Raw genomic sequence first — 13889 nt, forward strand, 5'->3', positions numbered from 1 at the left:
GTTATATAAATAGACGTGAAATAAACTGAAAAGTTTCAGATTTTTAAAACAAAATCCTAAAAGTGATATTGCAATCGATGAAGGCTTCCTTTTTTTATAAAAAGCCCACTAACATTTAAAATAGTTAATGGGCTTTTGTTATGATGTATCATTGTGACTTGCTTTTTAATTCAGCTGTTATTGGATTTTTATTAGTAACCGCATTTTTCCTGCCGGAGATAAAATATCCTGCTAGCACTAAGACTGCTGTCACTGTTAGCAGTACTGCTATCCCTGTTCGAAAATTTACGCTGGGGTTGTTTAGTGTTGTGGCTATCTCTCCGTTTATTATCTTGGGTATGTTTAAATAGGTGAATGGGGACAGATGGGCCATTTTTGAACTATTGGTTATAGCATAGCCAACTGCACTAATAAATACTGTTGATGCACAAACACTTACCTGTCGTTTTGTAAACAATGACAAAAATATAGATAAGCTTATTAAAAACATAGTCACAACACTAAATAATATAATACTTTTAATTAAATACTTACCTAAGTTGATAAAGTGAAACCCAACTGTATAATCTAAAAGTTTTACTCTTTGACCTGTATAGTCTTCTACCGCTGCTTCGCTTATACTATCATAATGTAGTACTGGATACTGCCAGTCACCAAATCTATTTAAACTAGTTGCAATAATAATAACCAGTAAAAATATGATTAAGCAACTTAACAACGTTATAATGTTGCCATTTATAAACTTACTCAAATAAATCTTTTTTTCTGCAACAGGTTGTGTTTTTAAAAAATTTAGAGTGATCCTCTTCCCTTTTTCTTCTGCTACCCCTCCTCCTAATAAAAACAAGAACATAAGCATTGGTAAAAAGTAAAAGTATTTTCTAAAATAAATATATAGCAAGTACAATCCACTGTTATCTACTCTTGTATGTAGCTCTAAAAAATCTTCTTTTTGTTCATCCCGTAAGTTTGAGTGCAAAACTGTGGGATTAGGGCGATTAGGAAAAACCGGATGGATTTCCTTTTCTGCCATCCACTTTTGTTCAGCAAAACTTACATCAATACTAAATTGACTATGGTCTTCTTTCCAATAAGTATCTAATACACCAGTATCAAGCTCGCCATTAATAAATCTTAAATGAAATATTTCATACCCATAAATTGGTGCCCAATCTTCTGCTTTGTACCCGTCAACTGCTGAGTTTAATTTATCCATCTTTATATGATAATGCTCGATAGTTTCTTCTAAACGCTCTTTTTCTGTTCCTTCCTCACTATCCGATAATTGTTTTAAATTTGGTATAAAACTATTTTTAATTTGGGTTATAGACCTGTTCATGCTTTCTATGCGCTGTTCTTCTTTTTGTATAGCCTGTTGGGAGAATATAGCATATCCAAATAACACTAAAACAGTTAAAATCACATAGGTTTTTAATAGCAACCCTTTTCTACATTGTTTTCTTAACTCAAATCTAACTACATTTAAAAGCCCTCCTGTATTGCTAGTGTTGCCATTGTTAAAAGGTATTTTCCTATCTGAGCTATAAATAAGATTTATTTGTTTCTCTGCTTTAAAAGCAGCTAAAGACACAAACAAAATTGTCCATAGCAAACAAACACCTGGGTATCCCCAGCTAATATGATCTAAAGGCTGCTCTAACATTGGCAACTGTAAATGATAAAAAGGATTTATTATAGTTTGTAGGGGTATGTATATATCAGTTAAAAAGTAGCCTATTAACAAAGTTATAGATGATATAGCTAGCACTGTATAAGTGTTCTTTGCCCATCCATTAAGTGCAAGACAAAAAGCCATAACAAAAAGAACTACGCTTGTAAAATATACTGCAGCTCTTAATATATAAGCTGTTGTAGAAATTATTACGTAGTCTTCTTCAGCTAACAAAATCTGGGGATAGTTTAAGTTCAATTCATGTTCCCCTAGTAGAGAAGGTATTAATATTCCTATTATAACTACCATAATTATGAATGCTAACAAAATTATAACTAATGCCAAAAATTTCATAATCATTATTTTTTCATTTATAAGAGGTTGAGTCCTTAGTGTTAACCATGTTTTCTCTTCTTTTTCCTTTGTAACTATGTTGCCAAACAAAAGAATCAGTATCACAACACTTAGTATGCTAAATAGAAAAATGGAACTTTCTTTTAGCAAGAGATGAGGAGAATGGGGAATTGTTTCATCTTCATAATAAAGTTCGTGTTCTATAAGCCATGCATTTCTTTCAGTTGCCAGTTCTCTTTTATGATTAGGAAATGAGTCCAATGGCTGCCCACCTAGTTCTTCATATGTTTCAAGATGGGCCAAAAATTTTTGTTCATATATTAAAGCATCTTCGTTCCGATTCCTTTCCACAGCTCGGGCCCAGTTTCGTAAATAGTCTAGCATCTCCCCTGTATATTGATATTGCTGTTTTTGATTATTAGATAGATTATCACCTTGTTTTATAGTCCTAAGTTGATTATGATTTAATTCAACTTGAGGTATATAAATATCTCTAATGTTTGCTGAGGATTGAAGATTAGGTTGTTGATTTATGAAGTGATTATATATACCATAAGTACATATGCATACCACTATTAAAAGCCATAAAAGCTTCTTTTGTTTAAAAATCTTCTTAAGTTCAAATCTTAATAACCCCATAAATTGTCATACTCCTCCCATATATCATCTCAAAAAACACCTTTAGCGCCTTCTATCTACCATAAGACTTGTGAAGGCTTTCTATATACTTTTTACGACAAACCTAACATAAACCTATTTCTTATAAAAACCTAAGAAAATCAAAATTTTTATGGCCAGTGACCATGTCCTAGTGGCAAAGGCACTCTAATAAAGCTACTTTACAGATAACCCTTAAACACTAATACCTTATTCATTAGTAGAAATTATTACTAAATTCCTATTTTAACAATGTTGGCTAGTCTATGTTCATCATTTTTTTACAATAGTAAAAAGTTGGAGCATTAATCTGAGCTTTTTTTACCTTTTTCCTCTATTGTAATTTTACTAAACAAAATATGAATCTTGTTAAAACAAGTAGTTAAGTACGGTGACTCTAACACCCAAATAAGCTCTTAAACACGAGCTTATTTGGGTGCTTACTAAGCCTACCTACAGCAACCACAAGGACCAGGATTAGGATAAAAACCTAAGTCAGTTCGATATAAAGATCCTGCATATAGGTATTCATTGTTAGAATTCTGTTCTCCTTGGAAACTAAGATATCCTTGATAACTTGTACCACAACAAGCACACCGCACAGTTACATACTTAAAACAACTTGTGTCCCTATACCATCTAGCAAAATATTTTGGCGATCTTGCTAAGGCAGTTTCATCTTGTTCTGCATTTTCCACAGCCTCCACAGGCATTGCTCCAAGGAAAAACAATCCTCCTAACACCAATGCCGTAACCATCATCAATCTTTTCTTAAGCATCTTATTCTTACCCCTCTTACTTTTTATCTCCCTAGCACAATAACTCTTCTCTCTGGTAAGAAGATTATCATTTACGTCCCAGAGCTATGTAAATGCTGTTTTGTAGGGAAAATTAGTTACAAAATGAAGAATTTTTAGTATATTTTTATATTATGTCGCTTGTTTTTGCTATAAATAAGACTTATAGATCTTCATATAATCATAACTTTATAAAGGAAATCAAAAAATGTCGTACTTATGCCTACTTAAGCAACATTTTCATATTTTGTGTAAGGCCTGCATCTAAGCAATGATTCTAACTAGACAATATATTAAATTTTGCAAATAGTCCATTAACTCTCAGGAAAGTTTTTCTTTCCTTTCAAATATTTTTTCATTTCTCTATGTCTAATCACCCTAAAATAAGAATGCAAACTAACTTTCCTAGCCTATATATTCGCTCAATAATCACACAATATTTTGCTGGTTATCTTAAAAAGCCCACTAACTTGTTTTTAAATGGTTAATGGGCTTTTGTTCTGCTATGTCGTTATAACCTACTATTTAACTCTTCTGTTGCTTGATTTTTATTAGTAACCGCATTTTTCCTGCCGGAGATAAAATATCCTGCTAGCACTAAACCTGCTGTCACAGCTAACAGTATCACTATCCCTGTTTGCAGGTTTACGCTGGGGTTGTTTAGTGTTGTGGCTATTTCTCCGTTTATTATCTTGGGTATGTTTAGATAAGTGAAGGGAGATAGATGGGCCATTTCTGTTAGCCCTTGGCTTAGAGCAAATCCTGCTGCTCCTATTAATGCTGTGGTTGCCAATACGCTCATTTCTCTTTTTAAAAATAGTGATATAAATATCGATAGTGTTATAAAAAACATCGCTACAAAACTAAATAGCACTATACTTTCTATAAGAAATCTGCCTAAGTTCATAAAGTGAAATCCTACGGTAAAGTCTTCTATATCCACTTTATGCCCATCATAGTCTGAAGCTTCTACCTCCGCTATGCTGTCGTAGTTTAAGATTGGATATTGCCAATCGCCAAAGCGTTCAAAGACTGTTCCTACTAATACTACTACTAAAAATATCGCTATACAACTTGCCACCGCCACTATTTTAGCGTTAAATAACTTTCCTAAAAACAATTTGTTCTCAGCTATAGGCTGGGTTTTGAGCAGATTTAATGTGTTCTTTTTATTTCGCTCGGAAGCTAAGCCGCCTCCTAGGAGAAACAGAAATATTGCTAGAGGCACAAAGTAAATGTATCTTTCAAAGTACAAGTATAAGGAGAACAGTCCGCTGTTGTCTATTTTGGTGTTTCTTTCCACCCATTCTTCGTTTGCCCTTGAAAACATAGTTGTAGGAATTAGCTCACCAGCTAACACTGGCTGGATGTCTTTTTCCATCAACCATTTCTTCTCCTCAATACTTGCTATCAAAAGCAACTGACCAAAAGAACGCCCATCATAATCAATAGAACCTGTATCAAACTCTTGATTCCACATTCTAACCCAAAAGATCTGATATTCGTAAAAAGGCTCCCATTGTCCTTGCTTATAGCCTTTTACAGCGGATTCTTTTTTTTCTAAACGTTTCTTTATATGATTAAAAGCCTTTTTATAAGCTTCTTTATTACTTTTTAGGCCTTCATTTTCTGGCTGTTCTTTAAGTCTAGCTGTAGTACTTTCGACAAATTCTTCCCAAGTAGATAGTTGGCTTTCTAAAAAATAAGTATCTTTTAGTTGACCGATATACTCCTCTTCTTTTTGTTGTGTCTGGTGGGAAATTATATAATGGCCGAAAATAACTAAACATGCCAGCATTGCAAAAGCTTTTAACAGCAATCCTTTTCTTTTTAGCTTTCTCCATTCAAACACGTTTATTTTCCAAAAGCTTAGGCCCTTTTTCGTGTCTCCTCGTCTGTATGGCTTTTTAATGTAGGAATAGTGCAGTAAGCTTAGCTCCCTTTCTGGAACAAATGCTGCTACACCTAATATAATTAAACTCCAAGCTGTTGCTACAAAGGGGTATAGCCAATCTGTGTTTTGAGGAACCTTGCTTAGAATTTCTGCAAATTGTAAGTGATAAAATGGATTGAACACCGATTGCATAACGGAAAATATATCTGTGACAAAGTAACCGATAACCGTAATAAGACCTGTCATCATTATTACTGTAAAAGAGTTTTTCCCCCACCTGTTTACAAGTATGCTTATACTAAATACAAACATTGCCGCTCCTAAAAACAATATTGACGCCCGCATTAAATATTCAAAAGTGGATATTATTGCAAAGTCATCTTGTTGTTCTAATACTTGAGGGTATTGGAAATTCATTATTGGATAACCCCATTGTTCCTCTACAAACATATAAGGAATTGCTGTTGCCGCCACTAATATCATTATCACAAACAGTACTGTCACCAGTATTAAACTAATATATTTTACTCCCATAAGCTTCCATTCAGCTATTGGCTGAGTTTTTAGTGTTTGCCAAGTGTTTTCTTCTTTTTCCTCGGTAATTGTGCTTCCAAAAAACAACAACAGTATAAAAATTCCTAGTACGCCTAACAAAAATAATGCGTTTTCTTTTGCAAGAAGGTGAATAGATTGTGGGTTGATTTCATTCTCGTAATAAAGCTCATTTTCTATAAGCCAGGCATTTTTTTCTATAACTTTTTCTTTCTCTACCCCCATGATACTAGGGATAGGCTCCCCTCCCTGTTGTTCATATTGCTGTAATAACTCTAAAAAATTTCTTTCAAACTCTAAAGCATTATTATATCTGTGTGCTCCTAAGTTTTGCCATCTAATAAGTATATTAACCATATCTCTAGAACGTTCATATTGTTTAGCTTGCTTATCATCAAGGTCAGAATTCTCTTTCATTGTTGATAGTGTTTCCTGAATGTCTGTTACATCTCCAAAATAACTTTCAATTCTATCATCTTGGTCTTGCATTATGTTTCCCTGCTGGGAACCAAACTGGTAGTACACTCCTGCAGTTATTAATATCGTTATACCTAAAAGCCATAAAAGCTTTTGTTTGAACACCTTTTTAAGCTCAAATTTTAATAGTCCCATTAATTCACCTAGCTCCCCACCTGTATAATCTCAGATAAAATGACTTTTAAAATTTTTCTTTTCTGTTAGGTTTATAGATGTAAAACCCGTAAACTAACCCAAAAGACTTTACATTGTCATCTAGTTCACTTAATAAATAGGTATAAGCTTTTTACCATTTTAAAATAATCTAAAAAGGTAAAAAGCTTAAATCAGTCAAGCTTGACATTTATTCTTTAGCCAGTTCCTCCGTCAAACCAAATGGGGCTGGGCCATTTACATCCGAGGAGACTAACCCTCTATAAGTATAAGGTGCAGGTTGATTATTACCTCCTACACGGTGAAGAACCCCATGCCATAACCCATCGTTGTAGTACCATGTTTCGCCTCTGTTTACGGGCTGCTCAATTTCAACAGCCTTTAGGTCAAGCAAGGCATTTTCTTCCACTCGAACAGGCTCCTCAACAGCCTCCACAGGCATAGCTCCAAAGAAAAACAATCCTCCTAACACCAATGCCGTAACCATCATCAATCTTTTCTTAAGCATCTTATTTTTCCCCCTTTTATATTTTTTATCTCCCTAGTACAACAACTCTTCTCTCTGGTCAGAAGATTATCATTTACATTCCCAGAGCTTATGTAAATGCTGTTTTGTAGGGAAAATTAGTTGCAAAATGAAGAATTTTTAATATATTTTTATGTTATGTCGCTTGTTCTTGCTATAGATAAGACTTATAGATCTTCATATAATCATAACTTTATAAAGGAAATCAAAAAATGTCGTACTTATGCCTACTTAAGCAACATTTTCATATTTTGTGTAAGGCCTGCATCTAAGCAATGATTCATTTAACTAGATAATATATTAAATTTTGCAAAAAGTCCATTAACTCTCAGGAAAGTTTTTCTTTCCTCTCAAATATTTTTTCATTTCTCTATGTCTAATCACCCTAAAATAAGAATGCAACCTAACTTTCTTAGCCTATATATTCGCTCAATAATCACACAATATTTTGCTGGTTATCTTAAAAAGCCCACTAACTTGTTTTTAAATGGTTAATGGGCTTTTGTTCTGCTATGTCGTTATAACTTATTATTTAACTCTTCTGTTGCTTGATTTTTATTAGTCACCGCATTTTTCCTGCCGGAGATAAAATATCCTGCTAGCACTAAAACTGCTGTCACCGTTAGCAGTACCGCTATCCCTGTTTGCAGGTTTACGCTGGGGTTGTTTAGTGTTGTGGCTATCTCTCCGTTTATTATCTTGGGTATGTTTAGATAAGTGAAGGGAGATAGATGGGCCATTTCTGTTAGCTCTTGACTTAGAGCAAACCCTGCTGCTCCTATTAGTGCTGTGGTTGCCAATACGCTCATTTCTCTTTTTAAAAATAGTGATATAAATATCGATAGGCTTATAAAAAACAACGCTACAAAACTAAATAGCACTATGCTTTCTATAAGAAATCTGCCTAAGTTCATAAAGTGAAATCCTACGGTAAAGTCTTCTATATCCACTTTATGCCCATCATAGTCTGAAGCTTCTACCTCCGCTATGCTGTCGTAGTTTAAGATTGGATATTGCCAATCGCCAAAGCGTTCAAAGACTGTTCCCACTAAAATCACCAATAAAAATATAGCTATACAGCTTGCCACCGCCACTATTTTAGCGTTAAATAACTTTCCTAAAAACAATTTGTTCTCAGCTATAGGTTGGGTTTTGAGCAGATTTAATGTGTTCTTTTTACCTTGTTCAGCGGCTAAGCCTCCTCCTAGGAGAAACAGGAATATACCCAGCGGAACAAAGTAAATGTATCTTTCAAAGTACAAGTATAAGGAGAACAGTCCGCTGTTGTCTATTTTGGTGTTTCTTTCCACCCATCTCTCTTCACCCTCATCTGAGACCCAGTTAGAATACATAGTTGTTGGTATATATATACCGGAGCACACTGGCTGTATGTCATTTTTCATTAGCCATTTCTTTTCCTCTATACTAACGGCTCTGGCGAATTGACCTACATAATCATCTCCACCTCTCCTATAACCTTCGAACTCTTCGTTATCAGCCCTATTACGAAAAAGCTGATATTCATATAAAGCTTGCCAATCTCCTTTTTTGTACCCTTTTACGGCAGCATTTAATTTCTCTAGTTCTCTATTACGAAAAGCTAACCTTTTTTTCTGTTCTTCTAGATTTTTTTGGGCCCATATATTATCTGGCTCCTCTTTCAACTCTTCTTTATACCTTTCTATCATCTCTTCAGCACTTGGAATTAAACTATTTTCTCTATGGTAGATATAACTTTCCAAGTTTTCAATGTAATCTGCTTCTTTTTTCTGGGTTTGTTGAGTTACTATAGTATGCCCGAAAAAAACCATAAATGCTAACAGTATATAAACCTTTATTACCAATCCTTTTCTTATAAGCTTTCGCCATTCAAATGTGTTTATGTTCCAAAGGCTTTGCTTTTTAGAAGTTTGACCGTTTTTAAATGGTTTTTTATACTGTGAAGTATAAATCAAGTTTATTTCCCGCTCTGGTATTAAAATTGTAAATGCCAAGATTATTATACTCCAGATTAAAGACATAGCAGGATATAACCAGTCTGTACTTTGGGGAAGTTGAGATAAAATAACAGAAAAGTTTAGGTGATAAAATGGGTTAAATACTGTTTGCAATGGGCTAAACAAATGGGTGATAAAATACCCTGTAAATACTGAAAAAACTGTCATCATTAACACAGAAAAGGAGTTTTCTGACCATCTATTTAAAAACAAGGCTACGCTAAACACAAATATACTGGCACCTAAAAAAAGTGTTGATAACCTTAATAGGTGTTCGAATGTAGAGATAGTTGTAAAGCTATCTTCTTGAGTTAAAACTTGGGGATATTGAAAGCCCATTGGATGATCCCCAAGTATGCTGGGAAGGGTTATTCCCACTCCTAGTACAATAACTATAAAGACCGCACTAACTAATATCAAGCTAATATACTTTGAAATTATAAGCTTCCAATTAGTTATAGGCTGAGTTTTCAATGTTCGCCAAGTATTTTCTTCCTTCTCCTCTGTAAGCGTACTTCCAAAGAAAAGAAGTAAGGTTAACATCCCCACAAGTCCCAATAAAAAGGTGGAAGTCTCTTTTGTTAAAAGGTGGATAGATTGGGGAATGCTTTCATCTTCATAGTAAAGACCATGGTCAATTAGCCAAGCATTTTTTTCTATGGTTATATGCTTTTCCAATCCTGCTAGTGTCGAAAGGGGCTGCCCCCCTTGCTCTTTATATAGCTGTAATTCAGCAAGAAACTGTTTTTCGTTTGATAATGCATCATCAAATTGTCTGCTCTCTATAGAGCTTCTCCATTGTACTGATGAAAGCAACATTTGCTGTAGATGATCATATTGCTTTTGTTGCATGTCGTTAAGACCGGTGTTTTCTTCAATGTTTATTAGCAAATCCTGAACTATACCTATTTCTTCGATATATCCCTTTACCCTATCTTTTTCGTCTTCTATTATATTAGTGTGTTGAGATATATTTTTATAGTATATACCGGATGTGGCTAAAATAGCTATAACTAAAAGCCATAAAAGCTTCTTTTGTCTAAATACCTTTTTAAGCTCAAACTTTAATAATCCCATAAATTATCACTTACCCCCCAACAAATATCTTTTTGTACCGCTCCTCTGAGCCCCATATTTTTTTATCTATATCCAGCAGCTTTATTTTTTCTGCGTCTAAGATATGAAACACTTTATCTAAGGATGCTCCTTCTACATACACTCGTAGGCTTTCGTCTAATATTTCTGTCGGTATGTCCTGCTGCTTGAGCGCTTTTTCTCCTTTTTCTATGTTGTCTAGCTTTAGATCGTAGCAGGCTTTTTCATATTTGGAGATATCTTCTTTGATTAGGTTTCCGTCTTTTAAAAATAATATTTGAGATGTTACTCTATCTATTTCTGCTAGGTTGTGGGAAGATAGCAATATGGCGGTGCCGCTTTTGTATATCTCTAAAAGGAGATTGCGCACCTTTATGGCGCTGGTGGGGTCTAGTCCGTTTAGCGGCTCATCTAGTATTAGGAGTTTGGGGTTGTTTAAAATGGCCATTGTCAGCAGAAGGTGTTGTTTCATGCCCAATGAATATTTGCCTACCTTTTTGTTGATGTACGAGTCTATCCCCACCCTTTTTGCTGTGCTTAGTATCTCTTTTTTTGATATTCCCTGGACATCGCCTATAAATTGCAGGTGGTCGTAGCCGGTCAAGTAGTCGTACAGTACAGAGTTGTCCTGCATGTATGATATTTCTTTAAAAATGTTAGGGTCTTTGTTGATCTTTCCCAGTACGGTAACTTCGCCTTCGTTGGCAGGCAGCAGGTTATTGATGACGTTTAGTAAGGTAGATTTACCGGAACCGTTTGGGCCTACTAAAGCTAATATCTGCGGCTGAGTCATTTCAAAAGAGATACCTTTTAGTACCTTCTCCTTGCCATAGGATTTGTGGATGTTTTTTACTGATAAAATCATTTTTACATACCCCCTGTTTTTTTTCTTTATTATTTCTTTGTTATATAAATAGACGTTAAATATACTGAAAAGTTTCAGTTTATTGAAATAAATTCTTCAAAAACAAAACTATAGCCAGTGGAAGATTTACTTACCCCACTGATTGTTACATCACCGAGTCGTGTTTTGCTGATTGTTTGTCAAAAGCCCATTAACTTATTTTAAAATGGTTAATGGGCTTTTGTTTCTTTATCATTGTGATTTGCTTTTTAAGTCAGCTGTTGTTTGAGTGCTCTTTGACACAGTGTTTCTTCTGCCGGATATAAAGTATCCCGCTAGCACTAAAGCTGCTGTCACTGTTAGCAGCACTGCTATCCCTGTTTGCAGGTTTACACCAGGATTGTTTAGTGTTGTGGCTATTTCTCCGTTTATTATCTTAGGTATGTTTAGATAAGTAAAAGGAGATAGATGGGCCATTTCTGTTAGATCTTGGCTTAAGGCAAACCCTGCTGCTCCTATTAGTGCTGTGGTTGCCAATACGCTCATCTTTTTTTGTATAAATACAGACAATAACATAGCCATCGATGTTATAAAGATTGCTATAAATCCTAGCAGAGCGGTGCTTTCTAGTAAATATCTGCCTAAATTTATAAAGTGAAACCCTTGGTTTGTGTTTTCTATTTTATGTCCAGTGTAGTTTGAAGATATTACTTCAGCTTCACTATCATAATTTAGTATAGGATATTGCCAGTCTCCGAAACGGTTAAATACAGACCCTACTAAGATGACTAAAAAAAACACTGCTATACAGCTTAGTACCATTACAATTTTTGCATTAAATAGCTTGCCTAAGAAAAGTTTGCTTTCAGAAACAGGTTGAGTCTTTAAAAAGTTTAAGGTGTTTTTTTTGCCTCTTTCTGTCGCCAAACCACCACCTAGTAAGAATAAAAGTAACGCTAGTGGTATAAAGTGTAGATGTTTTTCAAAGTAAATATATAAAGTAAATAGACCGCTGTTGTCTACTTTTGTGTTTTCTTCTACCCAAATTTCTTTTGCTTCTGTATCATTTTCCCATCCGCCGTAAAAGGTAGTAGGTATATATATTCCTGAAAAAACTGGCTGAACACCCCTCTCTAACATCCATTCTTTTTCTGCAATGGATGCCTCTAGGGTAAACCTCCCTAATTTTTCTTGTTTAATTGACTGATCAGCAACATAGCCTGTATCAAATTCATTATTATAGAATCTATTTTTAAAGAGATGGTATTTATGCATTGACTGCCAGTCTTTACTTTCATACCCTGATATCGCTGCATCCAGTTTATCAATCCAAGTTTTTAAATGCCTATGTCCCTTTTCACGCCTTAATAGCGTCCTCTCATATACCTCTTTGTCGTAATTTTCTTCTACATATTCTACTTCTCGTTGCATAGCTTCTTTAGTATTGTCCAGTCTTTCTTTTTCCCAACCTAAATTTTGCTCTAACCTTGCAATATAAGCGGTCTCTCTTTGATAAGTTTGCTCTGATACTACTGTATAACCAAATAATACTAGCAAGGCTAGGATAGCATAGACCTTAAGTAGTAGACCTTGTCTTTTTATTTTCCTCCATTCAAAGGTGCTTATATTCCAAAATGTAAAGTGACTTTTTTGGGTTACTCCTCCTTTATAAGGTTGTTTTGTGTCTGAGGTAAAAAGTATGTTCATTTTCCCTTCCGGGATAAAAGCTGTCATGCTGGTAAGGGTAGTGCCCCATATTACCCCTGCTAAGGGGTATAACCAATCTGTTGGTTTAGGAGTTTGATTTAATATTTCAGAGAAACGAAGCTGAGCAAACGGGTTTGCCGCCGTTTGTAGCGGTACATACATTTCGGTGATTGCATATCCCATTATAACTGTAAATATCGATAGCATTGTAACTGTAAAAGGATTTTTTGCCCATCTACTTAATAGCAAAGCTATACTGAATGCAAAAATGCTTGCTCCTAGAAAAAGTATTGCAGCTCTTGTTATATATTCAGAGGTTGAGATGATTGTAAAATGGTCACCTTCGGTCAGTATTTGTGGGTATTGAAAGTTTATAGTATGGTCTCCTAGGACATATGGAATGCCTATCCCTACTGTTATCACCAGTAGTATAAATAAAATAGAGGTCAACACTAGGCATATATATTTTGCCCCTATTATCTGCCAATTGGATATAGGTTGTGTTTTTAGAAGTTGCCATGTTTTTTCTTCTTTTTCTTCGATGAGTGTGTTTCCAAAAAACAATAGTAAAAGTATGATACCTAGAAGGCTAAATAAAAAACTTGAGCTTTCCTTTAATAATAAATGTACAGAGTTAGGTATTTCTTCATCTTCGTGAAAAAGATTGTGTTCATTAAGCCACTTATGCTTAGCTTCTGCTATTTCTTTTTCTAAGCCTTGAAAAGTCACCAACTGCCCTTCCAACTCTTCGTACGCTGTTAGATTAGCTAAAAATTCCCCCTCATATTGCATTGCCTCTCTTAGCTGCCTATTTTCTAAAGCCCCTCTCCATTGTACTAAGCTAACCCATATATCTTGAATAGCGTCTAGCTGTCTTGCTTTTAAAGGATCTAATCCTACTTCTTCCTCCAGCTCTGTTAGAAACCTTTGTTGTTCGCCCACTTCATTCATATATGTTTCGTTAATTTTTTCTAGAGTTTGCTGTATGTAGTTAGGGTGCTGGGAAGAGTACTGCCAATAAATAGCAGCTGTAAATAAAATAGCTACAGTTAAAAGCCATATAAGATTTTTCTTTTTAAATAGTTTCTTTACTTCAAATTTCAAAAGTCCTAACCCCACTCTTTTCACCCTTTCTTGTGTACTCTTTATTTATGTTAAAAAAGC

7 protein-coding genes are annotated in these 13889 nt (G+C 34.7%); all 7 read right to left on the bottom strand.

Features of this window, described 5'->3' with window-relative positions; translation table 11 throughout:
* Positions 1-148: 148 nt before the first annotated feature.
* The gene (locus tag PRVXT_RS13635; protein ID WP_350343405.1) at positions 149-2665 is read right to left on the bottom strand and encodes an ABC transporter permease; all 2517 of its coding nucleotides are present in this window, start codon (positions 2663-2665) and stop codon (positions 149-151) included.
* A 467-nt stretch (positions 2666-3132) separates the two neighbouring features.
* Positions 3133-3462 (bottom strand): hypothetical protein, encoded by a 330-nt coding sequence (locus PRVXT_RS13640; RefSeq protein WP_350343406.1) that lies wholly within the window; start codon positions 3460-3462, stop codon positions 3133-3135.
* A 529-nt stretch (positions 3463-3991) separates the two neighbouring features.
* Positions 3992-6538, bottom strand: coding sequence for an ABC transporter permease subunit (locus PRVXT_RS13645; RefSeq protein WP_350343407.1), 2547 nt, complete (start codon positions 6536-6538; stop codon positions 3992-3994).
* 208 nt (positions 6539-6746) lie between these two features.
* Positions 6747-7064, bottom strand: coding sequence for a hypothetical protein (locus tag PRVXT_RS13650; protein ID WP_350343408.1), 318 nt, complete (start codon positions 7062-7064; stop codon positions 6747-6749).
* A gap of 536 nt (positions 7065-7600) precedes the next feature.
* Positions 7601-10156 (bottom strand): ABC transporter permease subunit, encoded by a 2556-nt coding sequence (locus PRVXT_RS13655; RefSeq protein ID WP_350343409.1) that lies wholly within the window; start codon positions 10154-10156, stop codon positions 7601-7603.
* 10 nt (positions 10157-10166) lie between these two features.
* On the bottom strand, positions 10167-11039 hold the full coding sequence (locus PRVXT_RS13660; protein WP_350343410.1) for an ABC transporter ATP-binding protein: 873 nt from the start codon (positions 11037-11039) through the stop codon (positions 10167-10169).
* A gap of 231 nt (positions 11040-11270) precedes the next feature.
* Positions 11271-13829, bottom strand: coding sequence for an ABC transporter permease subunit (locus PRVXT_RS13665; protein WP_350343411.1), 2559 nt, complete (start codon positions 13827-13829; stop codon positions 11271-11273).
* Positions 13830-13889 lie beyond the last annotated feature (60 nt).

Origin of the sequence: Proteinivorax tanatarense, from assembly GCF_040267685.1 — a bacterium.
Classification (GTDB): Bacteria; Bacillota; Proteinivoracia; order Proteinivoracales; family Proteinivoracaceae; genus Proteinivorax; species Proteinivorax tanatarense.

Excerpts from the sequence above, each read along its gene's own strand:
- PRVXT_RS13660 (WP_350343410.1), bottom strand. The coding sequence starts at position 11,039 with ATGATTTTATCAGTAAAAAACATCCACAAATCCTATGGCAAGGAGAAG.
- PRVXT_RS13655 (WP_350343409.1), bottom strand. The coding sequence starts at position 10,156 with ATGGGATTATTAAAGTTTGAGCTTAAAAAGGTATTTAGACAAAAGAAG.
- PRVXT_RS13635 (WP_350343405.1), bottom strand. The coding sequence starts at position 2,665 with ATGGGGTTATTAAGATTTGAACTTAAGAAGATTTTTAAACAAAAGAAG.
- PRVXT_RS13640 (WP_350343406.1), bottom strand. The coding sequence starts at position 3,462 with ATGCTTAAGAAAAGATTGATGATGGTTACGGCATTGGTGTTAGGAGGA.
- PRVXT_RS13650 (WP_350343408.1), bottom strand. The coding sequence starts at position 7,064 with ATGCTTAAGAAAAGATTGATGATGGTTACGGCATTGGTGTTAGGAGGA.
- PRVXT_RS13645 (WP_350343407.1), bottom strand. The coding sequence starts at position 6,538 with ATGGGACTATTAAAATTTGAGCTTAAAAAGGTGTTCAAACAAAAGCTT.